General features: G+C 68.1%; 18 protein-coding genes. 5 read left to right on the top strand and 13 right to left on the bottom strand.

Annotated features, from left to right (window positions below; genetic code table 11):
• Positions 1–35: 35 nt before the first annotated feature.
• The 5 genes from MRS60_RS18985 to MRS60_RS18965 form a co-directional block, all read right to left on the bottom strand.
• Complete coding sequence (locus MRS60_RS18985) at positions 36–1,292, bottom strand: right-handed parallel beta-helix repeat-containing protein (RefSeq protein ID WP_243566403.1); 1,257 nt, start codon at positions 1,290–1,292, stop codon at positions 36–38.
• Positions 1,285–2,367 (bottom strand): acyltransferase family protein, encoded by a 1,083-nt coding sequence (locus MRS60_RS18980; RefSeq protein WP_243566402.1) that lies wholly within the window; start codon positions 2,365–2,367, stop codon positions 1,285–1,287. Before MRS60_RS18980 ends, MRS60_RS18985 begins: the two co-directional genes overlap by 8 nt.
• A 109-nt stretch (positions 2,368–2,476) precedes the next feature.
• Positions 2,477–3,829 (bottom strand): oligosaccharide repeat unit polymerase, encoded by a 1,353-nt coding sequence (locus MRS60_RS18975; protein WP_243566401.1) that lies wholly within the window; start codon positions 3,827–3,829, stop codon positions 2,477–2,479.
• 65 nt (positions 3,830–3,894) lie between these two features.
• Positions 3,895–6,162, bottom strand: coding sequence for a polysaccharide biosynthesis tyrosine autokinase (locus MRS60_RS18970; protein WP_243566400.1), 2,268 nt, complete (start codon positions 6,160–6,162; stop codon positions 3,895–3,897).
• A gap of 55 nt (positions 6,163–6,217) precedes the next feature.
• A complete protein-coding gene (locus MRS60_RS18965) occupies positions 6,218–7,426 on the bottom strand; it encodes a polysaccharide biosynthesis/export family protein (protein ID WP_131948323.1) in 1,209 nt (402 codons plus the stop codon).
• A gap of 127 nt (positions 7,427–7,553) precedes the next feature.
• Between MRS60_RS18965 and MRS60_RS18960 the strand changes: the two genes are divergently transcribed.
• On the top strand, positions 7,554–7,970 hold the full coding sequence (locus MRS60_RS18960; RefSeq protein ID WP_243566399.1) for a hypothetical protein: 417 nt from the start codon (positions 7,554–7,556) through the stop codon (positions 7,968–7,970).
• Positions 7,971–8,130: 160 nt separating this feature from the next.
• Here the strand turns inward: MRS60_RS18960 and MRS60_RS18955 are convergent, their stop codons facing one another.
• Positions 8,131–9,987, bottom strand: coding sequence for a serine aminopeptidase domain-containing protein (locus MRS60_RS18955; protein ID WP_243566398.1), 1,857 nt, complete (start codon positions 9,985–9,987; stop codon positions 8,131–8,133).
• Positions 9,988–10,626: 639 nt separating this feature from the next.
• Here MRS60_RS18955 and MRS60_RS18950 point away from each other — a divergent pair.
• From MRS60_RS18950 to MRS60_RS18940, 3 genes are all read left to right on the top strand, one after another.
• The gene (locus tag MRS60_RS18950; RefSeq protein ID WP_034179711.1) at positions 10,627–11,883 is read left to right on the top strand and encodes an oligosaccharide flippase family protein; all 1,257 of its coding nucleotides are present in this window, start codon (positions 10,627–10,629) and stop codon (positions 11,881–11,883) included.
• A gap of 75 nt (positions 11,884–11,958) precedes the next feature.
• Positions 11,959–13,038: a glycosyltransferase family 2 protein gene (locus tag MRS60_RS18945; RefSeq protein WP_243566397.1), complete on the top strand. Its 1,080-nt coding sequence runs from the start codon at positions 11,959–11,961 to the stop codon at positions 13,036–13,038.
• A gap of 451 nt (positions 13,039–13,489) precedes the next feature.
• Positions 13,490–15,691, top strand: a complete 2,202-nt coding sequence (locus MRS60_RS18940; protein ID WP_243566396.1) for a glycoside hydrolase family 3 C-terminal domain-containing protein — start codon at positions 13,490–13,492, stop codon at positions 15,689–15,691.
• 87 nt (positions 15,692–15,778) lie between these two features.
• Here the strand turns inward: MRS60_RS18940 and MRS60_RS18935 are convergent, their stop codons facing one another.
• Entirely contained in the window at positions 15,779–17,038 is a 1,260-nt protein-coding gene (locus MRS60_RS18935) for an NAD(P)/FAD-dependent oxidoreductase (protein WP_034179713.1), read from the bottom strand.
• Between the two features lie 104 nt (positions 17,039–17,142).
• Here MRS60_RS18935 and MRS60_RS18930 point away from each other — a divergent pair, with 104 nt between their 5' ends.
• Positions 17,143–17,862, top strand: a complete 720-nt coding sequence (locus MRS60_RS18930; protein ID WP_105391225.1) for a class I SAM-dependent methyltransferase — start codon at positions 17,143–17,145, stop codon at positions 17,860–17,862.
• Positions 17,863–17,910: 48 nt separating this feature from the next.
• On the opposite strand, the gene MRS60_RS18925 is transcribed toward MRS60_RS18930, so the two are convergent.
• Genes MRS60_RS18925 through MRS60_RS18900 form a run of 6 tightly spaced genes read right to left on the bottom strand, consistent with a single transcriptional unit; the run spans position 17,911 to position 22,506 of the window.
• A complete protein-coding gene (locus MRS60_RS18925; RefSeq protein WP_217586810.1) occupies positions 17,911–18,345 on the bottom strand; it encodes an excinuclease ABC subunit A in 435 nt (144 codons plus the stop codon).
• Positions 18,346–18,358: 13 nt separating this feature from the next.
• Complete coding sequence (locus tag MRS60_RS18920; RefSeq protein ID WP_034179716.1) at positions 18,359–18,784, bottom strand: signal peptidase; 426 nt, start codon at positions 18,782–18,784, stop codon at positions 18,359–18,361.
• A gap of 32 nt (positions 18,785–18,816) precedes the next feature.
• Positions 18,817–20,055, bottom strand: coding sequence for a beta-ketoacyl-[acyl-carrier-protein] synthase family protein (locus tag MRS60_RS18915; protein WP_243566395.1), 1,239 nt, complete (start codon positions 20,053–20,055; stop codon positions 18,817–18,819).
• Positions 20,052–21,281 carry a beta-ketoacyl-ACP synthase gene (locus MRS60_RS18910; RefSeq protein WP_105391229.1) on the bottom strand — a complete coding sequence of 410 codons (1,230 nt, stop codon included), beginning with the start codon at positions 21,279–21,281 and terminating at the stop codon, positions 20,052–20,054. The genes MRS60_RS18915 and MRS60_RS18910 overlap by 4 nt, the downstream gene beginning before the upstream one ends.
• A complete protein-coding gene (locus MRS60_RS18905) occupies positions 21,281–22,006 on the bottom strand; it encodes a 3-ketoacyl-ACP reductase FabG2 (RefSeq protein ID WP_034179719.1) in 726 nt (241 codons plus the stop codon). The genes MRS60_RS18910 and MRS60_RS18905 overlap by 1 nt, the downstream gene beginning before the upstream one ends.
• Entirely contained in the window at positions 22,003–22,506 is a 504-nt protein-coding gene (locus MRS60_RS18900) for a hotdog family protein (RefSeq protein WP_072436623.1), read from the bottom strand. Before MRS60_RS18900 ends, MRS60_RS18905 begins: the two co-directional genes overlap by 4 nt.
• Between the last annotated feature and the right edge of the window lies 1 nt (position 22,507).

Here is a 22,507-nt window from a genome sequence, read left to right as displayed (position 1 = left end):
CGCAGGCCGTGCCCGCCGGCGCGCGCATCGTGTCGTCAATCGATGCCGCGCTGCGACCAGCGTGCCTGCCTCAGCGATTCGCGCACGCGCGGCAACTGCGACGTGTCCGCGCCCACCGTCACGCCTGTCGCGAGCGGCTGTACGACCGCCGCCCCGCACTGCCCCACCTTCGATCCTCCTGCATTCGGGTGGCCCGCGGCGCAGCCGCCACCGCCCACCTGCACCGGCATCCCGCCGATCGCGGACAACCGGTTATCCGCGATCCGGTATTGCGACACGTTTCCCCATACGCGAATGCCGGCGAACCGCGCGCGCGACACGCGGTTGCCGACCACGACCACGCGCGTCACCGAGCCCGACCACGTACTGACGTCGATCGCGGCCTGCTGCGTCAGCGGGCGCGGATCGGTGCGCGCGGTCGCGGTCTGGATATCCGAGATCTCGTTGTTCTCGACCAGCACGCCGGACGCGCCGTAGGTCCGGAAGCTGTCCTCCTGCGCGACCAGAATGCCCGCGCTCACCTGCACGTTGCGCACGATGTTGTTCGCGATCGTCACGTCCGCGCCGCCGACCACCGTGATGCCGCGCCCCCACACATTGCCCTCGAGCGAGTTGCCGGTAATCAGCACGTTGCGGCTGAGCACGCCGTCGCCCTGGTAGCTCACCACCGCAATCATGTCGTCGCCGGTGCCGCGCACGACGTTACCCTGCACGAGCACGTTGCGCGCGCCGTGCGTGATGTGGATGCCGTCCGCCAGCGTCGCCAGCACCTCGTTGCCGACGATCGCGACATCCGCTCCGCCGAACACGAAAATGCCGCCGCCACCGCCGTCGATCACGTTGTCGAGCACCTGCACGCCGCGCCCGGTCACTTCGATCTTGGTCGATTTCGGCGTTTCCATCCGCGTCGAGCCGGTTCCTGCGAGCCTGAATCCGACGATCGTCGTGCCGTCGCCGCGCATCTCGATCGTCTGGTCGTCCGGCACGGTCGCGATCAGCGTCGCGCCGTAACCCGACAGCACGACCTGCGCTTGCCGAACGACGAGCGAACGGCCGACGATGTAGCGCCCCGGCGCGAACACGAGCCGCTGGCCGGGATGCAGCGCGTCCAGCGCGCGTTGCAGCGCGTCGGCCTGGTCCGCGCCGTCGGGTGCGGGGTCGACATGCGCATCCGGCACCATCGCGTGGATCGCGCCCTGCGCCGCGGCGTGCACCGCCAGCGCGGGACTACCCATCGCCCATACGCCGAGCATCGCGCAGCAGAGACGGGAAAGGCATCGGCGTCTACGCATGCCGGCCGCTTCCACGCGTGTCATGCGGCCTGCGGGCGCACGACACGCGCCCCGGCCACGACGGAAATCCGGCCAGCCGAGCAGTCCCCGTGCGCAGCGCGATCAGGTAGACCGCCATCGGAACCGCCAGGCCGGCGAGCGTGCCGAGCACGAGATGCGTCGCGAGGCTGCTGACGCCCGCGCGCATCAGCACGATGCGCACGCCGCCCATCACCACGATATGCATCAGGTAGATCGGCATCGACGCCCACCCGACCGCCACCAGCCACCCGGCCCGCGCGGGGGACGACGCATACCGGTACGCAAATTGCAGCATCAGCGCGATGCCGGCGAACGCGGCGGGCACGGCCCAGATGCTCGTTGCACCGCCCAGGCCGTGCGCCAAAACGACCGCCGCGACGAAGACCGCCGCCGTCACCGCGCATGCGGCGCGATCGCTGTGGCGTTCGAGCCAGCCCGGCAACGCGCGCGCTGCAACGACGCCGGCCACGAAGAACGGCCAGTTCATCAGCGTCGTCGACAGGATGCCCCATTGCGTCGCCGCGCCGATGGCCAGCCCGAGCACCACGCTTGCAATGAGCGCGCCGCGGATGCGCGGCGGCATCGGCACCTGCGCAAGCGCAGGCACCCGCCGCGCAAGCAGCCAGACGCCGATCATGCAAAGCATCAGCGCATACAGGAACCAGAACTGCGCAAACGGCCGCCAGCCGATCGCCAGCAGGTCGGCGAGCGTAAACGGATGATTGGTGCCGTGCGACGCCATCGCGATCTGCACACCGCCTTGCAGGACCGACCACATCAGGTACGGATAGACGATCGTCCGCACCTTCGCCCCGATGAACCGGTGCGGCGCGCTGCGCAACGAGCCGCAGACGTGCAGCCCGGACAGGAAGAAGAACAGCGGCATGTGGAACGTGTAGATCACGTAGTCGATCCATTCGAACACGGTATCGGGCAGGCCCGCCGGCACGAGGCCCGACGAGGCGGCTCCGCGCAACACGTGTCCGTAGACGACAAGCATGATCCCCGCGCCACGGGCGACGTCGAGGCTGGTTTCGCGTGCGGTCGTAGTCATGTGAGCGGTCGATGCGGCGGCCCCGTCAGGGCCCGCGCGCGTTGAGAGTGGTCATGAGACGCTCCACTCTATGCATGCCGGCGGCGAAAGACTGTGGGCTGGGCGACAGTTAGCCGATATCGCGCGCATACCGGATCGCGGCGACGCGCGCGGCTGCCGGCGACGCCCGTTGCGGGCGCTTCGCGAACCACCGGAACACGACGATCAACAGCACGACCGGTACGAAGTTGCGACCGCTGAACAGGTTCGGAATCCGCAGGATTTCCATCAGCGACACATAAAGCACCGCGTGCGCGCAGCACCAGAAGCCGTTCCCGCTCCGCCAGCCCGCATAGCCGCGACCGAACACCCAGCCGGCAAACGCCGCGTTCAGCAACCCGAACCAGCCCCATTCATAGAAGTGGACGAAGATGCCCGACGGATTGTTGAACTCGGGGTCGGCGTAGCTGTTCAGGAACAGGTCGAGACTGTCGCCCGAATCGAGCCACGGCTGCAGCGTCGCGCCGACCACCGGGAAGCGCAGCAACCAGTCGAACGTGAACATCGGATGCCCGCTGCCCCAGCCGAGCACGTTGAGGATTCCGGCGCCGTTGTTCAGCGACGTCGAGTAGTACAGGCCCAGGCGTTCGAGCGCGAAATCGAAGATGTTGTCGTAGATGTTGATGTAGTAGGTTTCCCACGAACGGTTGTATTCGTTCACGATGAACAGGCCGAGCAGCAGCGGAATCGCCGCATACGGCCCGAGCGCCAGGAGCCGCGAACGCTTGCGGCCGAACCGGAACCGCACGACCATCAGCGCGAACGGCAACACCACCTCGATGATCGCGAGCCGCTCCGCGAAGATGAAGCTGCGCAGCAGCGTCAGCACGGTGAGCACGGCCAGGTACGCCTTGTAGCGGTTGAACCCCTTGACCGGCGTCCGGAACACGTAGAAATACAGCGCGACGAACGGCGCCGTCGCCTGCGTGAAGGTGCTCAGGCCGGTGACGCGCCCTTTCAGCTCGATCAGCTCGAACGTGTTCGCCGTGCCGGACAGGAACGACAACAGCACAGCCGGATGCGCGAGGATGCCGCTCATCATCACGAGATAGCCGAACAGCGCGAGCGCGAACACGAAATCGAGCACGCGCGGCGACAGCTCGACCGGCCCGTCGTCCGGCACGCGCCGGAACTGCGCGTCGGTCGCCGCGAACCACGCGGACGCGGTCAACACCAGCAGGAACAGGCCGCCCGCGAACGCGGCGTAGCCGTCGAAATAGATGCGTGCGATCGACTTCTGATCGCCGAGCAGGCCGATCGACAGCATCGCGTACAGCGGCAGGATGAAGATCAGCACGAGCCGCGCCGGATCCTCCCACCAGTAACCGGCGTAACCGGCAGCCCGGGCGGCGCGCGCCGCCCGGCGCACCGTCGCCGGCTGTCGCTGCCGCACGCGCACGCCGGCCCCCACTCGTTTGTTCATGATGTCCGTTCCATCGCTACCCGTGCGCGCACCGCGCGAACCCGCCGGCGTCACGCGTTCGCCGCTCAGCGCGCTGGCGGCCGCGCCGCCATCACGCCAGCGTAGCCGGACGCGGCCTGATGGGTGTTCGCATCCGTGTAACCGTAGTCGTACCGTCCCGGGCTGCCCTTGAAGTCGTTCAGGATCACGCCGCGTACGTCGATATGCGCGTGCTCGAGCCGTCGCGCACTTTCGTCGAGCTCGGTCAGCGTCGTCACGCCGCTGCGCGCGACGAGGAACACGGTCCCGGCCAGGCGTCCGAGCACCAGCGCGTCGGCCACCGGCAGCAGCGGCGGCGCGTCGATCACGACCATGTCGTAGCGCGCCGCGACGCGCTCGATCAGCTCGGCGAGCGCGGGTTGCAGCAGCAGTTCGCCCGGATCGGGCACGACGTTGCCCATCGGCATGAAATCGAGGCCGGGCGTCGCATCGCGCTTGATCGCCTGGTCGAGCGCGTGCGTGCCGGCGACCACATCCGCCAGGCCCGGCGCGCGGCTGTAGCGAAACCGCTCGTGCAGCGAGCCCTTGCGAAGGTCCGCGTCGATCAGCAGCACGCGCCGCTTCGCGGCGCCCACCAGCGACGCGAGATTCGCGGCGACGAACGACTTGCCGACGCCCGTCGTCGGCCCCGAGATCAGCACGACACGGTTCGGTGCGTCGGACATCGACAATTGCAGCGCCGTGCGGAAATTGCGCATGCTTTCGAGCGCCGCGCCCTCCGGGGCGCCCGGCGGCTCCGGCGTGCGCGCGCCGCGCCGCCGCGCTGCTTTCGACGGCGGCACGGCTGGCTCGGACACCGGGCTGTGCGGCACCGCCGCGAACACCGGCAGGCCTGTCGACCATTCGATTTCCTCGACGTCGCCGACCGTGCCGGCGACACGCTGCCGCACGATCACGACCGCGGCGCCGGCCAGCAGGCCGAGGATCAGCGACGCGATCACGGCCATCCCGCGATGCGGCCCGGTGGGCGTCTCGGCGACCTTCGCGGCATCGACGATCCGCACGGTGCCGGTCTTGCTGGCCCGCGCGAGGATCATCTGCTGGCGCGTGTTGAGCAGGTTCGTGTAGAGCGCGGTATCGACGGCCACGTCGCGCTGCAGCTGCAGCACGCCCTGCTCGACGGTCGGCAGCTGCTGGATCTGCTTGCGCACCGTATCGAGCGAATGCTGTGCGTCGGCGAGCTGCGCGTCGACCGCGACGACGGCCGGATGCTTCGGCATGAACCGGGTCAGCAGCTCTTCGCGGCGCTGCTGCAGCGTCTGCACGCGCGTCTCGATGTCGACCGACTGCTGCCGCAGCGCCAGCCCTTCGTCGCTCGTGTTGACGGTGCCGTGCGACGCGCGGAACGCGTTGAAGCGGCTTTCCGCCTGTTCGAGCTGCGCCTTCAGTTGCGGCAACTGCGCGTCCATGAAACGGATCAGCTTGTCGGCCGCCGCGGACTTGCGCTGTGTGTTCTGCGCCAGATACGCGTCGCCGACCGCGTTCAGCACGCGGCTGTCGTGCACGGGATCGGTACCGTCGAGCGTCACGCCGATCATGTTCGACTGCTTGCCGCGCTCCGAGATCAGCGCGTTCTTCTGCAGCCACGCCGTCGCCTCTTCGTCAGCGTAGCGCGTCAGGTCGAAGCGCGCGCCGGGCTCGCCCGCGACGCCGCGCACGAACACGTCGAGCGGCCCCTGCGGCGTCTCGACGTGCAGCGGCTGGCCGACCCTGCCCTGCCATACCGGGCCCGTCCTGCCGAGCAAGCCCGTGCGCTGCAGCGTATAGGCGCCGTCGTTGCCGACGGTCAGCGCGAAACGCTTGCCGAGGAAACGCTTCGGCACGTCGAAGGTCGGTACGTCGATGCGCTCCGTGCCGTACACGTAACCGCCCGGCAGCGGCGACGACAGCCCGTCGGCCGCGTTCACGAACCGCCAGCCGACGATCGGCAGGTAATGCGGCCGCGCGTCGACGGCCAGATTGGTATCGTCGACCGCCCGCGCCATCACCGCGCGCGATTTCAGCACCTCGATCTCGGTCGATGCATCGGTCTTCAGGTCGAACACCGACGACGGATCGCCCGGCGGCGAGTTCGGCTTCGACTCGGTCGGACTCTGCTCGACCTGGAACAGGATGTCGGTCCGGTAGACGGGACGCGCGCAAAGCGCATAGACGGCCCCGGCAAGCGCGCCCGCGAGCGCCGTGCACAGGATCAGCCGCCGGCCGCCGACCAGCATGGTCCAGTAGCGGCGGTACGGATAGGACGGCCGCAACGCGGGCCCGTCGTGCGGGTCAGGCAGGGTCAGGGAGTTCATGCAGGATCAGTCCCGTAGGCGCGACGAATCACGATCGCGAAATCGGTCACGAGGTTCACGGTGAAATGGCCTTGGCCGTCAGCGCACCCTGCGCGGACGACGGAATCAGCAGGTTGACGACACGGCTCCAGCGCACCAGCGACGACGCATCGACGAACACGACATCGCGACGCTCGAGCGGGAACCGGTCGGCCAGCGCGAACGAGGCCGGCGAACTCCCGTCGAGGTGAAAGACCTGCGGCCGGTTGCCGGGCCCGCGCCGCACCACGTACACCTGCCGCGCGTCCGCCGTGTACTGGCTGACGCCGCCCGTGTCGCCGAGCGCTTCGCCGAGGCTCATCCGGCCGTCGGTCAGTGTCAGCGTCGCCGGACGCGACACTTCGCCGAGCACGAACACCTTGCTGTCGCTCGCCGCGCGCACGCGCACGAGATCGCCGTCGTGCAACAGGATGCTGGTCGGGTTGATGCCCGCGGCCAGCATGGCCGGCAGGCTCACCATCACGGTCTTGTCGCCGCGCGTCACCGACACCTGGGAGCGGTCGGCCGTCGCGGTGAAGCCGCCCGCGCGGTCGATCGCCTCGGGCAGCGTCATCGGCATGTCGTTGACGATCTGCAGCCCCGGCGTGCGCACTTCGCCGTCGAGATAGACGCGCTTGCTGCGGTATGCCTGGACGCGCACCGCGATCTGCGGCTTGCGCACGTATTCGCCGAGCCGCTTCGTCAGCACCGCGCGCGCCTGCGCCTCGGTCAGCCCTGCCACGTGCACGAGGCCCGCATAGGCGAACTGCACGCTGCCGCTCGCGTCCACCGTATAACCGGTCGCGACCGAGCTGGCGCCGACGCTGTCGCCGCCGCCCGTGGTCTGGGTCGTCGGCAGGTTCAGTTCCGGGTGATCCCACACGACGATGCTCAGCACGTCGCCGGGGCCGATCACGTATGGCTTCGGCGTGCCGAACAACTGGCGGATTTCCGCGTCGACGCTGGCCGACCGTGCCGCATGCTGCTGCTCGACGAACGCCGGCGTGATCTCGATCAGATCCTCGCCCGCTACGTTCTGAACGCCGTCGAGGCCGCCCGAACCCGATGCATCGGCACCCACACGCGCATTCGCGTCGCGTTCGGCAGGCGCGCGATACGTCATGCCCGGCGCCAGCGCGCACGCGCTCAGCGCGCACACGGCGGCCGCCAGCGCCACGCGCGACAGCCAGCGCGTGCGTGACAGCAGCCTGCCGGCCGTCGATTCCTTTTGCGTCGTCGTTGACATGGTGTCCTTCCGAAACTGTGCGGTAACCCGCCAAACGCGGCGGGCTCCGGCATTACGCTTGCCAGCGCGGCTCGCCATGCGGCGCCGCGCCTCCCTCGTCACCGCACGTCATTCCGTACGATTCGTCATGAACTGCTCTTCGTCACTTTCGTCACTTATATCGCTCGTCTGCATCCTGTCGGCCGGTTTCGCGTGCGCCGCCGATGCGCAATCCGTGCGGTCCGACCCGGCCGACGCGCCGGCCTTCGCATCGTCGGCGCTGATCGCGCCGGCCCCGCTGCAGCGTTCGGCGCAAACCGCGACTGCCGGCATCGCAACCGCGGCATCCGATGCCGCGGTGCCGGACCTTGCGCTTCCCGGCATTCGCACCGCCGCGGAACCGGCATCGCGCGCCCGCAGCACGCTGCGGCGGCCGCTCGTGCCGGGCCGTCCGAGCCGCCCGAAAGCGGCCAGCGCGCCCGCCGACGACCTGTGGCGCAGCGACACGCTGTACGCATCGCCGTACACGACGTCGCCCTATGCGCAGCCGGGCGATCCGGACTGATGCGATCCGGCCGCTCATGCACGGGCGCGACGGCGCCTGCACCGATACACGATTGGACACCGCCGCGACCGGCGCGTCTGTGAGCGAGCCCACCGAACGCCGATCTTCATACGAAGCGGCGATCGCACCCCGTAATCCGCGCATCGCGACGCGATGCGCGTCACGAACTTTCGACCGATACGTTCGCGTACGGCCGCCCGGCTGCGTCGGGTGCCGACGGATCGGCGACGCGTGCGGCCGGCCAACCCGGGTCGCCGCCCAGCGCCCGCATGCAGAGATCGATCACGGCGGCCGTTCCCGCCGCGCCGTACAGCGCGTGGTCGACCTGCGGCATCAGGTGCAGCCGCACGTGGCGCGAGCGCCGAAACGCGCACTCGACCGCGCCGAAGTGGCGCCGGACGTCGTCGATGCCCGGATCGAGCGCGCCGTACACGAGCATCGTCCACACGTTGCGCTGCGCAAGTTCGCGCATCACGCCGCGCGGCGTGCCGGCACGCGGCTTCCAGCCGACGCGCGCGGCCGCCGCCTTCACCGGCACGCTGATGCGCGCGATACCGTTCGCCGCCACCGCGCGCAGGATCGGACGCAGGTCGCGCCGCTCGGCGACGAGCCGCTTCCAGCGCCGCCAGTCGCGCACCGACAGCCAGTAGCCGCGCACCGAGTTGATCCGCTGCTTCTGCGCCGCTTCGAGCGTGAGTCCGGCCGGCCACACGAAGCGCGCGAGATTGATCGCGATCACGCCGCCGAGCGACGCCGTTTTCACCGCCGCATGCAACGCCGCGTACGCGCCGGAACAGATGCCGGCCGCGATCACGTCCGGATGGCCGATCGCACGCAGCCAGTCCGCCGCCGCCGCGACGTCGTCGATCGCCTGCGGCGAATACACGACGCCCGACTGGTCGTCCGGCGCACCGGGCCCGCTGTCGCCGACGCCGGTCACGTCGATCCGCAACGTCGTCACGCCGGCCCGCGCCAGTGCGCGGGCGATGCGCACGCCGAAGCGCCCCTCGCCGCTGCGCGGATTCGTCGACGTGTTCGCGATCACGAGCGCCGGGCCGACCGGCGTTGCCGGCCGCGTCCCCGCCGGACGGCACAGCACGCCGACCAGCCGGCCCGGGCCGACCGCGACGACCTGCTCCGTCATGTCGCTCATGTCGAGCGCGACGGCCGACTCGCCGCTCCACGTGCCGACCGTGTGCGGTGAAACGCGGGCGACGACGGCCGTATCCGGTGCGCGCCCGACGATCCAGTTCACCAGCGCGTCGATCGCCGCGTGCGGCAGGCGCGAGCGCGTGCCGTCCAGCATCGTCGTCGGCCATTCACGGAACGGATCGCACGTCACGTCCACGCCGCGCGCCAGCAACGCGTCGCGCAACGCAGGCCCGTCGCCCTGCTCCGGCTGGATCAGCAGCATCGCACCGGGCAGCGCCGGCGCGTCGCGCACCGCGTCGCACAGATCGATTGCCTTCAGCGCGTCGACGAAATCGGCCGGGTAGCGATGCCCGAGCACGTTCATGCACGATTCGTCGCGGTGCGCGACGCGGATCGCGGGCGGCATCGTATCGAGCCACTGGCGATGCACGAACGACAGCTCGCGCAGGTATGCACGGCCGCGCACCACCGGCGACAGCGCCACCATCGCATCGACGCGCGGCGACGCGTGCCGGCCCGCGCCCGAGGCGGCCAGCATCGCGAACAGCGCACCCGCGCGGAGGCCGACGAGCGTCAGCGCGGTCACGCCGGCTTCGTCGCGCAGCAGGTCGATCGCGTGATGAATGCTGTCGATGCTGGCGGCATGCCGTCCGGCGTCGAGATCGTCGCCCGCGGAATCGCCGGCGCACGGATAGTTGAACCGCAACACCGTGACGCCCGCGCGGGCGAGACGCTCCGCGATCGCCCGCATGAGCTTGTGCGTCCACGCGGCCTCGTGACCCAGCGATTCGCACAGGATCACGCCCTGTCCCGTCTGTCCTTCGTGCAGCCACCCCACACAGCTGCCGAACGTTATCGGTTTCACTCGGTACTCCTCGGATCGGTATTTGTTATTCCATGCGCACGCGCGCCGGCGGCTCCACCGGATTGCGCGGCTGCGCGATTCCCGCGACGGGCCGGCGACGGCAGGAAGTCCGGCTGCGGTCTTCCGCCGCGCCCCTGCGCGGCCCGCTCGCCGTGTTCCATGCGCCGCACTGCCCCACGCGCGAGCCGGCCTCGCGCAAGCGCGCGCCGACCGGCATGCGTGACATTCGCCGCGTTGCACCGGCTTCATCCGCTCGCGGGCCGGTCGTGCTGCCGGTTGCAGGCTTCGCCTGCATCACATCCGCCGCGGACGAAACAGTGCGTCTGATTAGATCATTCGGCCCGATCGGCCTTCGGTGCGCCAGCTTACAAATGCATTCATCACCGCGGCGATACAACACGGCGCGCACTTTCGCGATTCGTTCCGCCCGTGCGAATGGAATCCGCGAACGGTAGGCTCGCGAACAATGCGTCGCCGCGCGGCCCGTATCATGGCCGCCATACGATGTGACGTAGCCGTGCCGGCCTCGCCGGAACGGGTCGCGAATCCTCGCAGCCGGGTCAGCGCCGACCGGCCGCGCATCCGCACGGCAGCACGCAACCCGCCGCCATGCGATACCCAACGGCGCCGACCGAGCGAATGTCAAACCTCAAGAAGAACTTCCTGCTGCTGCTGACGCTGCAGATTTCGATGTATGCGGTGCCGCTGCTGATCGCGCCGCTGCTGACGCACGCGCTGGGCCCGGAAGGCTATGGCCAGCTCGCGTTCTCGCTCGCGGTCATCGCGTATCTCACCAACTGCACGAGCTACAGCTTCGACCTGACCGCGACACCGCGCATCGCGCTCGCCCGCGACGACCGCGCCGAACGCTCGCGCATCTTCTGGGCGACGCTGTACGCGCAGATCGGGATAGCGGCCGTCTGCTTCGTCGTGCTGGTGGTGCTGACGCTCGTGATCGGGCGCTTCGGCGAGGATCGCGACCTGCTGCTGATCGGGTTCGGCATGGTCGCCGGCGTGGCATTCACGCCCGGCTGGTATTTCCAGGGCATGGAGAAGCTGCGCGCGCTCAGCCTGATCCTGTTCGTCGGCCGCGTGCTGAGCCTTCCCGCGATGTTCGCCGTCGTGCACAGCCCGGCGGACATCGATCGCGCGATGATCGTCAACGCCGCCGTGCCGCTGCTGTCGGCGATCGCGCTGGCCGTCTACCTGTATCTCCATCGAGAAATCGACTTCGTGCGCGTCGGCGTTGCCGACATTGCCGAATCGCTGAAAGGCGGCTGGCAGGTGTTTCTCGCATCCACGTCGATCGCGTTCTACGCATCGACCAACACCGTGCTGCTCGGCTTCGTGTCGGGCAACGTCGCGGCCGGCTACTTCGCCGCCGGCGACAAGCTGATCCGCGCGGCGCTCAGCATGCTCCAGCCGCTGAAGGCCGCCACCTATCCGCGCATCAGCTACCTGATGCGGCATGCGCGCAACGACGCGTTCTCGTTCCTGCGCAAGCTGTTCGTCGTGCAGGTCGTGATGGTGCTCGGCATCTCGCTGGTGATTTTCTTCGGTGCGCCGCTGGCGGTGCGCATCCTGTACGGCCCGTCGTACGAACCGACGGTTCACGTGTTGCGCTGGATGGCGTTCATCCCGTTCATGGCCGGCATGACCGACCTGTTCGGCGTGCAGACCATGCTGCCGCTCGGCATGAAGACGGCCTTCACGCGCATCCTGATGTCGTCCGGTATCCTGAACATCGTGCTGCTGCCGGTGCTCGCGAAGTATTTCGCCGAACTGGGCGCCGCCGCCGCCGTGCTGCTCGCGGAGGCCGCGGTTGCCGCCGCGCTCGCGGCCGTGGTCTATCGCGCCGGCATTCCGCTGCTCGGCAGCTCCGTTGCGCGCCGCTAGCATGCGGCCGCATGACGGCGCGACGCGGGCCGCCCGCGCCGGAAGACTCGAACCCGCTTCACCGGGGAGCTGCTCATGGCAGACCTGACCATTGCAATCTGCAACTACAACCACGGCGCCTATCTGCGTGCCGCGATCGACTCCGCGCTCGCACAGACCGCGGACGGCATCCGCGTGCTGGTGATCGACGACGGATCGACCGACGATTCCCGCGACATCATCCGCTCGTACGGCGAGCGCATCGCGGCGGTCTTCCAGGAGAATCGCGGCCAGGTCGCCGCGTACAACCGCGCGCTCGAGCATGTCGCGACCCGATACGTGATCCTGCTCGATGCGGACGACCTGCTCTATCCCGACGCCGCCGCCCGCGTGCTGGCCGCGTTCGCGGCCGGCGACTTCGTGAAGGTGCATTTCCGGCTCGACGTGATCACGCGCGAAGGCGCCGCAACCGGCGTCACCGTCCCGCAGTCGGGCGTCGACACGGATTGCGGGCGCCTGCTGCGCACGGGCTGGCTGTATCCGTCGCCGCCCGCGTCGGGCAACGCGTACCTGAGCGACGCGCTCCGGCGCATCTTCCCGGTGCCCGTCACGGCCGACAACCTGCACGGTGCCGATTTTTATGCGATCTACGGAATCGCGCTGCTCGGCGCCGTCCACATGATCGACGCGCCGCTTGGCGGTTATCGCGTTCACCAACCGGCCGCACACGCCGCCGGCGACGCGAACCGCGATACCGCCGATCTCGCGTTCGCCAATGCGGAAGACGCAGCCACGGGGGCGTCGAAGGCTGAACGCCGATGGTCGACGCTGCGCACGATTGCCCGCTCGCGGCTTCACGAAGCGCTGCCGAGCGAACCGTTCGATTTCTCGATCGAAAAGGCCCGCTTCGCGAGCACGCTGTACCGTGCGCCGCTCGCGCGCCGCTGGCGCTGGTTCCTGTCCGATTCGGGCCGTTACTGGCATACGGTGCTGCGCAATCCGTTCTGGCGCCCGTTCAAGAAACTGGCCGTCGCCGGGCTGTCGCTCGCATGCCTGCTGCCATCGTCGACGCTCAGCGACCGCGCGATCCGCTACATCGCCAATCCGCTCGCCCGCGCCCGCAAGTCGTCCGATCCGCGCACCGCACGCGATCCAGGATCCCGTACCGCCGGATGACGGCAGGCTCCGTCGATTCGATGCGCACGCAACGAACCGCACCTGCTGCTTCGCCACACTCCCTGCGCAAACGCCCATACGCAGGCACTTCTTACCCTGCTGCACAGCCGCAATCGGGAACGATGACCGTCTTTTCGTCGCATCGCGCGACCGTACCGAATAAAGATCGTACGTATCGGTAGAAACACCGATGCTGTAGTCGAACTACATTCATACCATTAGTCGCTGCTGAGAGTCGCTACATCCGATTCGGCAGCGTCGGACGGCCTGCGCGTCGCCGTCCGCGTTGACCGGTCGAGCCCAACCGGCCGTAACGATTCCCCGCCTGGCCTGGCATGCCGACGCGCAACCACCCTGCATCGCCAGCCGAATGCGTCCGGTGCGAATCCACCGGGCGTGCGCAGCTCCAGACATCATCCGAACAACGAGCAATACGATCATGGAGAGCAACATGCGGGACAAACTCTGGCCGGCCGTCGTGCTGGCAGCGACCCTCTGCACCACCGCCTACGCGGGCAACGCCGATTTCAACTCGCAGGGCGACGCCGCCGACGCATTTGCGTCGGCCGCCGCGCAACGGCGCGCCGACCTGCTCGTGCGCAAGATGACGCTCGACGAAAAAATTCAGTTCATTCATTCGCAATACGAAATGTCGAAGGTGCCGGGCGGCGGCGCCGGCTACATCCAGGGCGTGCCGCGGCTCGGCATTCCCGATCTCAACATGGTCGACTCGGCCACCGGTTCCGGCAGCACGTCGCAGGCCAGCACGACGTTTCCCGCGACGATCGCCGTCGCCGCGAGCTGGGATCGCCGCCTGTCGTACGACTTCGGCAAGCAGGTCGCGATCCAGTTGCGCGCGCAAGGGTTCGGCATGGGCCTCGCCGGCGGCACCAATCTCGCGCGCGAACCACGCGGCGGCCGCCTGTTCGAGTATCTCGGCGAGGATCCGCTGCTCGCTGGCGACCTGCTCGCCGAACGCACGCTCGCGACGCAGCGGCAGAAAGTCATCGCGACCATCAAGCACTACGCCGGCAACGAACAGGAGCACGGCCGGATGGGCGGCAACACGCAGATCGACGAACGCACGCTGCGCGAACTGTACCTGCTGCCGTTCGAAATCGCCGCGAAGCGCGGGCGGCCAGGCAGCGTGATGTGCAGCTACAACCGCCTGAACGGCACGTATGCATGCGAGAACAATCACCTGCTGAACGACGTGCTGAAGAACGAATGGGGCTTCCAGGGCCAGGTGCAGTCCGACTGGGGCGCGACGCACAGCACCGCCGCCGCGATCAACGCCGGGCTCGACGAGGAAGAAGACGTCGGGCCGAGCGTGTACCTGACGCCGGCGGCCGTCAAGCAGGCGATCGCGAACGGCTCGGTGTCGACCGCGCGCCTCGACGACATGGTGCGCCGCAAGCTCGCCGTGATGATCCGCGTCGGCGTGATGGACGATCCGGCCAAGGGCGGCGGCACGATCGATTTCGCGGCCGCGAACCGGTTCGCGCAAGCCGCCTCCGAGCAGTCGATCGTACTGCTGAAGAACGACGGCAACCAGTTGCCGCTTGCCGCGTCCACGCTGTCGCGTATCGCCGTGATCGGCGGCCATGCCGATGCGGCCGTGCTGTCGGGCGGCGGCTCGGGCAACACGCGCGATCCGGTGACGGGTTCGTTCGCGGGCTGCGGCGGCCTGACGTTCGGGTCGTCGACGGGTTGCAGCTGGTGGCGCAATCCATGGCTGAAGGTCGACGTGCCGATCGTCGCGGCGATCCGCGCGCTCGCGCCGGCCGCGCAGGTCACGTACGCGGGCAACAGCGACCAGCAGTCGCCGTTCCGCGCGTACACGCAGCAGGAGATCGACCAGGCCGCCGCGCTCGCGGGCCGTTCCGACGTCGCGATCGTCGTGGTCGCGCAGCCGTCCGGCGAGGATTTCGGCGAACTGCAAAGCCTGAGCCTCGCGAACCCGTCGAACCAGGATGCGCTCGTCGAAGCCGTCGCGCGCGCGAATCCGCATACGATCGTCGTCGTCCAGAGCGGCAATCCGGTGCTGATGCCGTGGAAGGACCGGGTGTCCGCGATCGTCGAGGCGTGGTATCCGGGCGAAGCCGGCGGCAAGGCGATCGCGAACGTGCTGTTCGGCGCCGTCAATCCGTCAGGCAAGCTGCCCGTCACGTTCCCGGCGCGCGACCAGGATTCGCCGACGTGGGGGCAAAACGGCGCGTTCGACAACGATCCCGTCTACGCGGAGAAGCTGAACATGGGCTATCGCTGGTATGACGCGCGCAACATCAAGCCGATGTTCGAATTCGGCTACGGGCTGTCGTATACGCACTTCGCGTATTCGGGGCTGTCGGTGTCGCGGCAATGGGACGGCTCGCTGAGCGTCGCGTTCACCGTGCGCAACGACGGGCGCGTCGCCGGTGCGGAAACGCCGCAGGTCTATCTCGGCGTGCCGTACAAGGACGAGCCGCCGAAGCGGCTGGTCGGCTGGGAGAAGATCCGGCTGAATCCGGGCGAGGCGCGGCATGTTCGCGTCACGGTGTCGCCGCGGATGCAGAGCGTGTGGGATACGTCGCGCAACGGCTGGCGCGTCGTGCCGGGCGGGACGGTGTATGTCGGCGCGTCGTCGCGCGATATCCGGCTGCAGGGCAACTGAGCGTCGATGAACCGACGGGGGCGCCGCACATGACGTGCGCGGCGCCCCCGCATTTGCTCATCTGCCGACGATCTTCAGCGGAACCGTTCAATCGGCGCGCTGCTCCGGCCGGGCCGAGCGACAGATTTCGGCAAGCACATCGAGACCACGCGCCGGCTCGCGCACGAACGGATTCGACTCGTCCCATGCGTAGCCGGCCAGGATCGAGCAGATCATCCGTTTGACTTCCGGCGCCTTGTCCTCGTGGAAGACGATGTCCTGCAGATCGCCGGAATACCAGCGTTCGACGAATGCGCGGAACGTATCGATTCCCTTGCGCAGCGGCGTGCCGTAGTCGCGCTGCCAGTCGACCGTCTCGCCGCGCAGGTGGCGCTCGAGCGTCGCGACCGCCAGATGGGACGACCGCAGCGCGATCGTCACGCCCGACGAGAAGATCGGGTCCAGGAACTCGCCCGCATTGCCGAGCAACGCGTAACCGGGACCGTGAAGGCGCTCGACGTTCGACGCGTAGCCGCCAATGTGCCGCACCGGCATCACGAACGGCTTGCTGCCGACGAGGCGCGCCAGCGTGGGTTCGGTCTGCAGCAACTCGCGCAGCAGTTCTTCTCGATGCGTGTCCGGCACGTCGAGGAAAGCGGCCTCCGCCACGCAACCGACCGACGAGCGTCCGTTCGTCAGCGGAATCATCCAGAACCACACGTCGCGCCGCTCGGGATGCACCGCGATGCAGATCTTGTCGCGATCGGTCGATCCCGCGGGCAAGCGATCCTCGACGTGCGAGAAGATCGCCGCGCGCATCGGCAGCCGCGTCGGCGCCTCGAGATCGAGCAGGCGCGGCAGCACCCTGCCGAATCCGCTTGCATCGAGCACGAACGACGCGTGCACGCGGTAATCGCACCCGGCTTCGTCCACGACCTCGAGCGTCGGGCGATCGCCCGGCACAAACGCGCGCACCGTGTGGCCGAATCGCACGTCGGCACCTTGCCGAGCCGCGCAGCGAATCAGCACGTCGTCGAACGTGGCGCGCTCGACCTGATACGCCGTCCCCCATCCTTCCGTAAACTTCTCGCGAAAATCGAACGACGACATCCGGTCGCGATGCACGAAGTACGCGCCGTTCTTGAACTGGAACCCTGCCTCGACGACCGCCTGCAGCATGCCGGCCTCGTCGAGATAATCCATGCTCTGCGGCAGCAGGCTTTCGCCGATCGAGAAGCGCGGAAAGTGCTGGCGCTCGAGCACCAGCACCGACCGTCCGGCCTTGCGCAACAGCCCCGCTGCAACCGCGCCGGCAGGTCCTGCGCCGATGATCGCAACGTCGACCGATTCCGATTTCATTTCATTCATGCTTGCCTTCCATCCCGGTTCATCGGGCAGGTTGATTCTTTACGCCGCAATTCGGCGATGCAAACTACAATAACCGTTCAACAAAAGATACCAACGAAAGGCACATGACCGCTTATCGCACGCGCACGTCCACTTACGTTCCCGAAACCGCATTCGGCATCTGGTTTCTTCGCACGCACACCTGGGAACATCATGTGCTTCGCGTGGCCATCAATGACCTGAAGCGGCTCGTCGCGGCGCCGTTGCCGAAATCGCCCGTCATCCTCGATGCCGGCTGCGGACAAGGCAAGTCGTTTCGCTTGCTGAACGACGCGTTCGCTCCCGGCAAGATCGTCGGGATCGACTGCCACGACGAATCGCTTGCGCACGCGTCGGAAGCAGCCCGGCATTGCGGTGCCCCCGTCGAATTGCGGCATGCCGATTGCGCGAGCATTCCGCTCGCCGACGCAAGCGTCGACGTCGTTTTCTGCCACCAGACCTTCCATCACCTCGTCGAACAGGAACGTGCGCTGGCCGAGTTCCATCGCGTGCTGAAGCCGGGCGGCGTGCTGCTGTTCGCCGAGTCGACCGATGCCTATATCAAGTCGTGGGTCATCCGGCTGTTGTTTCGACATCCTATGCAGGTTCAGAAAAGCGCGGACGGCTATCTCGCGATGCTGCGTGAAACCGGCTTCGCGTTCGACGCCCGAAACGTGTCGTTTCCGTATCTGTGGTGGAGCCGCGCGAAAGACTTCGGCCTGCTCGAACGTATCGGCCTGCACCGCCCGAAGCCCGGCAAGCGTCGCGAGACGCTCGTCAACGTCGCCGCACGCAAGCCGGCCTGAACGGGGCCCGCCATCGGGCGGCCCTCGTTCAGGCTCGCCCGCCGCGCGTCAGTGCTTCAGCGTCACGACCTCGCCCGTCAGCGCCACGCCGGCCACGAATGCGCCCGCACCGCAGGTAAAGTCGGTCGTACTGCTGCGCAACACGTTCCGGTAGTTGCTCTTGATCCCGACGACAGCGTTGCCGCCCTCCTTCCGCGCTCGCGCTTGAAGCTCGAGTGCCGCCGACAGGAACACGTGCTGGCACGCGGCCTCATCGCTCTTGCCGAACGCGTTGGTCTTCTTGTTGGTCGCGAAGGTGCCGTACGACTTGACGATCTTCGGGTGCGACTGATCGCCGAAATAGAGCGCGACATCGCCGCCGAGCGTGTCGCCCTCGCTCGTCATCGCGCTCTCGATCGGATAGTTGCCGACAGAATCGCGCGCATGAGCCTGCGACATCGCCAACGTGCCGATGAGCAGCGAGAATGCAATCCGGTATTTCATGCCGTCCTCCGTGTCATTGCTTGTCGAGCAGCACGACGTCGCCGGACACCGCGATCGCGCCGGCGCTGCCGCTCACGCCGCAGGTGTACTCGGTCGTCGAATCGGAACGCTTGTCGTGAAAGCGCGTCGTCACGTTGATGACCGCATTCCCGCCATGATTCTTCGCATATTCGCGCAGACGGTCCAGCGCCGTGCTCAACGCCTGTTCGCACGTCGGCTGTTCCGCTTCGGTCGCACGCCGCACGCGCACCGACTCCGAACGCGGGCCGATGCTGGTCTTCACTGCCGGATGAGCTTGCGCTCCGAAATACAGGCTGACACCCGACGCATCCGGCGCCGTCGCCGACGCGGGCAGCGGCAGCGAACGAACCACGGTGCCGCAGCCCGTCAACAACGTCGCCGCGATCAGCATGCCGGCCAGATGTGCTTTCTGCTTCATTGTTCTTGTCCTCTCAGCTCAGTAGGTTCACTTCAATCGCCTTTCCAGGCATCCAACAACACACTTGCGCAGCTCCCGCCGAACCCGAACGAGATCGACAGCGCGCGCTCGATCCGCGCGGTGCGTGCTTCGCGCACCAGCGGCATCCGTCCGAGCGCCGGATCGGGCTCGCCCTCGACCGCCGTGCCGGCAACGAAGCCGTCACGCATCATCAGGATCGTGTAGATCGCCTCGTGCGCCCCGCTCGCGCCGAGCGGATGACCGGTCATGCCTTTCGTCGACGAAAACGGCGGCACGTGGCCGCCGAACACGTCGGCAAGCGCCTTCAGCTCCTCGACATCGCCAAGCGATGTCGACGGTGCGTGCGTGTTCACGTAATCAGGCAGTCGTCCACTGCCTTCGATCGCCATGCGGATCGCGCGCGCGATCCCCGCTGCGTGCGGCGTGGCCATGCCCGCACCATCCGTGCCCTGGCCGAACCCGGTCAGTTCCGCGTAGATTCGCGCGCCGCGCGAGCGTGCATGGTCGAGCGACTCGAGCACGAGGATGCCCGCCCCCGACGCGATCACGAAGCCGTCGCGGCCGCACGCGTATGGCCGCGACGCCTGCGTCGGCGTGTCGTTGTAACCGGCCGACAACGCGCCCATCGCGTCGAACATCAACGTCATGTTGTCGTGGAGCGCCTCGCTGCCGCCCGCGAGCACGATGTCCTGGCAACCCGACCGGATCAGCTGCATCGCATGCCCGATCGCCAACGCACCGCTCGTGCACGCGGAAGACGGCGAATAGGACACGCCCTCGATGCCGAACAACTGCGCGACGCACGCCGACGCCGTGCTGCTCATCGCACGCGGGACGATATAGGGCGGCGTCTTGTCGATCCCGCGCTGCGCCGCGATCGCCATCGCGTCGTCGTAGTCGGCCATCGAGCCGATGCCCGAGCCGATGATCGCGCCGGCGCGCGGCGAGCGCAGCGTCGCGGGATCGAGCCCGGCATCGCGGAGTGCCGCGGCCGCGGCATGCGCGCCGAAGCGGGCGGTATCGCCCATGAAGCGTTCGTGCTTGCGCGCGAACGGCGCAGCCGCATCGACACTGGCGACGCCCGCGACCTGGCTGCGGAAACCGCGTGCACGCCAGCGGTCGACGCGACGGACAGCGGAGCGGCCGGCACGCAGCGCGGCCGACACGTCGTCGAGCGAATTGCCCAGACACGACACGATGCCGAGCCCCGTGACGACGACGCGCGCCGGCGCGTAACCGGCTGCGCTCACGCGACGCCCCTGCGGAAGATCAACGACGTGTTGATCCCGCCGAAGGCGAAGTTGTTGCTCATCGCGAACTCCGCGTCGATCGCGCGCGCGCCGCCGACGATGTAGTCGAGCGAAGCGCAAGCCGGATCGACGTTATCGAGGTTGAGCGTCGGCACGTACCAGTTGCGCTTCATCATCTCGATCGTCCACCACGCCTCGAGCGCGCCGCACGCGCCGAGCGTATGACCGACATAGCTCTTCAGCGAACTGATCGGCATGTTTTCGCCGAACACCGATGCCGTCGCATGACTCTCGGCGACATCGCCGCGATCGGTCGACGTGCCGTGCGCATTCACGTACGCGATCGCCGCCGGATCGAGCGACGCGTCGCGCAGCGCAAGCCGCATCGCGATCGCCATCGTTTCGGCGGTCGGCTGCGTAATGTGTCCGCCGTCCGAATTGCAGCCGAAGCCGACGATCTCGGCATGGATCGTCGCGCCACGCGCGAGCGCATGTTCGTATTCCTCGAGCACCAGCGTCGCAGCCCCTTCCCCGACGACCAGACCGTCGCGGCCGACGTCGAACGGCCGCGGCGTCAGTGCGGCGGCATCGTTGCGCGTACTGGTGGCATACAGCGTGTCGAACACTGCGACGGCCGGCCCCGACAACTCTTCGGCCCCGCCTGCGAGCATCAGTGCCTGCTTGCCGGCCGCGATCGCCTCGTAGGCGTAACCGATCGCCTGGCTGCCGGACGCGCACGCCGACGACGCCGGCACGATGCGGCCCTTCAGATCCCAGAACAGGCTGACGTTGACGGCCGTCGTATGCGGCATCATCTGCACGTAGCTGTTCGACGTCACGTCGCGCATCGAGCCGGTCTCGAGCATCGTGCCGAACGCGCGGATCGGCTCGACCGAACCCGACGACGAGCCGTAAGCGACGCCCATCCGGCCGTCCTTGATCGACGGATCGTCAGCGAGCCCGGCATCGGCGAGCGCGAGTTCGCTCGCCCGCACCGCATACAGCGACACCGGCCCCATCGACCGGGTCTTCTTGCGCGGGTACCATGCCGGCGCCGCGAAACCCGGCAACGGACACGCGAGCCGCGTATGCAGCGACTCGTAGCAGTCCCACTCCTGCATGCGCTGCACCGCGTTGCGCCCGCCACGCAGGCGCGCCTCGATTTCCGGCCATGTTTCGCCGAAAGCGGTCACGCCGCCCATTCCCGTCACGACGACTCGCTTCATCACACCATCCCGCCGTTGACGCCGATCACTTGCCGCGTCACATAGGTCGCCGCATCGGACATCAGGAATCCGACCACCGCCGCCACTTCGTCGGGCTGGCCGACACGTCCCATCGGCACGGTCTGCAGCGCGTGCTCGAGCGGTACGTCATCGAGCATGCCGGTGTCGACGAGGCCGGGGGCAACGCAATTGACCGTGATGCGTCGCGACGCCAGTTCGACCGCGAGCGCCTTCGTCGCACCGATCAACCCGGCCTTCGCCGCGCTGTAGTTGACTTGTCCGCGATTGCCCATGACGCCCGATACCGACGCGATCGTCACGATGCGGCCCCCGGCGCGCAGCCGCACCATCGGCATCGTCAGTGGATGGACGACGTTGTAGAACCCGTCCAGCCCGGTTTCGATCACGACGTCCCAGTCCTCGTCCGTCAGCGCGGGAAACGCGCCGTCGCGCGTGACGCCGGCGCTGCACACGATGCCGTAGTACGCGCCGTTCGCTGCCACGTCAGCCTCGAGCTGCTGCCGACAGGCCGTGCGGTCGCGCACGTCGAACTGCAGCACGCCCGCCGTGCCGCCCTGCTCGCGGATCGCGGCCGCGACGGCTTCCGCCTGGTCGCGACCGCTGCGACAGTGAACCGTCACGGAGAAGCCGTCCGACGCGAGGCGCATGGCAACGGCCCGGCCGATACCGCGGCTCGCGCCGGTCACGAGTACTCGCCGAGTCATGAGTTGAAACTCCCTTCGATAAAAGACTGAAAATCGTCCGGCTGGTACACCTTGACGATCGCCTCCGCGCAGCACCGATCGCCTGCATGGATCGCGCATTCGTAGGCGCCGTGCCCTTCGTCGCCGCGCAGCAATTCGCGCGCGGTGATCCGCAATGCCGTGCCGGCGTCGAACGCCGCCCGATGCGCGGTGTACCGGTTCGCGCCGAGCAGCACGCCCGGTTTCGCGCGCCCGCCCGCATGCCGTGCGAGCAACCCGACGTGCGCGGCAATCGCCTGCGCCATCAACTCGATACCGATCCACGCCGGCATCGCACCGTCGTCGCCGGCATACCAGGCATCGTCGCGCACGCTCGCGGCCACCTCGATCGCCGTTTCCGAACAGCGTTCGATCGCGTCGAGCAGCAACATCGTGCCGCGATGCGGCAGCACGTCGAGCACGTCGCAAACGGCGATCTCCGCACCGTCGTGCAACGTTTCGGTGAGCGAACCGGTCTGCATG

The organism is Burkholderia pyrrocinia, from assembly GCF_022809715.1.
Lineage (GTDB): Bacteria > Pseudomonadota > Gammaproteobacteria > Burkholderiales > Burkholderiaceae > Burkholderia > Burkholderia pyrrocinia_C.
The sequence above is the reverse complement of the archived record's forward strand: the minus strand, read 5'-3'. Positions and strand labels throughout refer to the sequence as shown.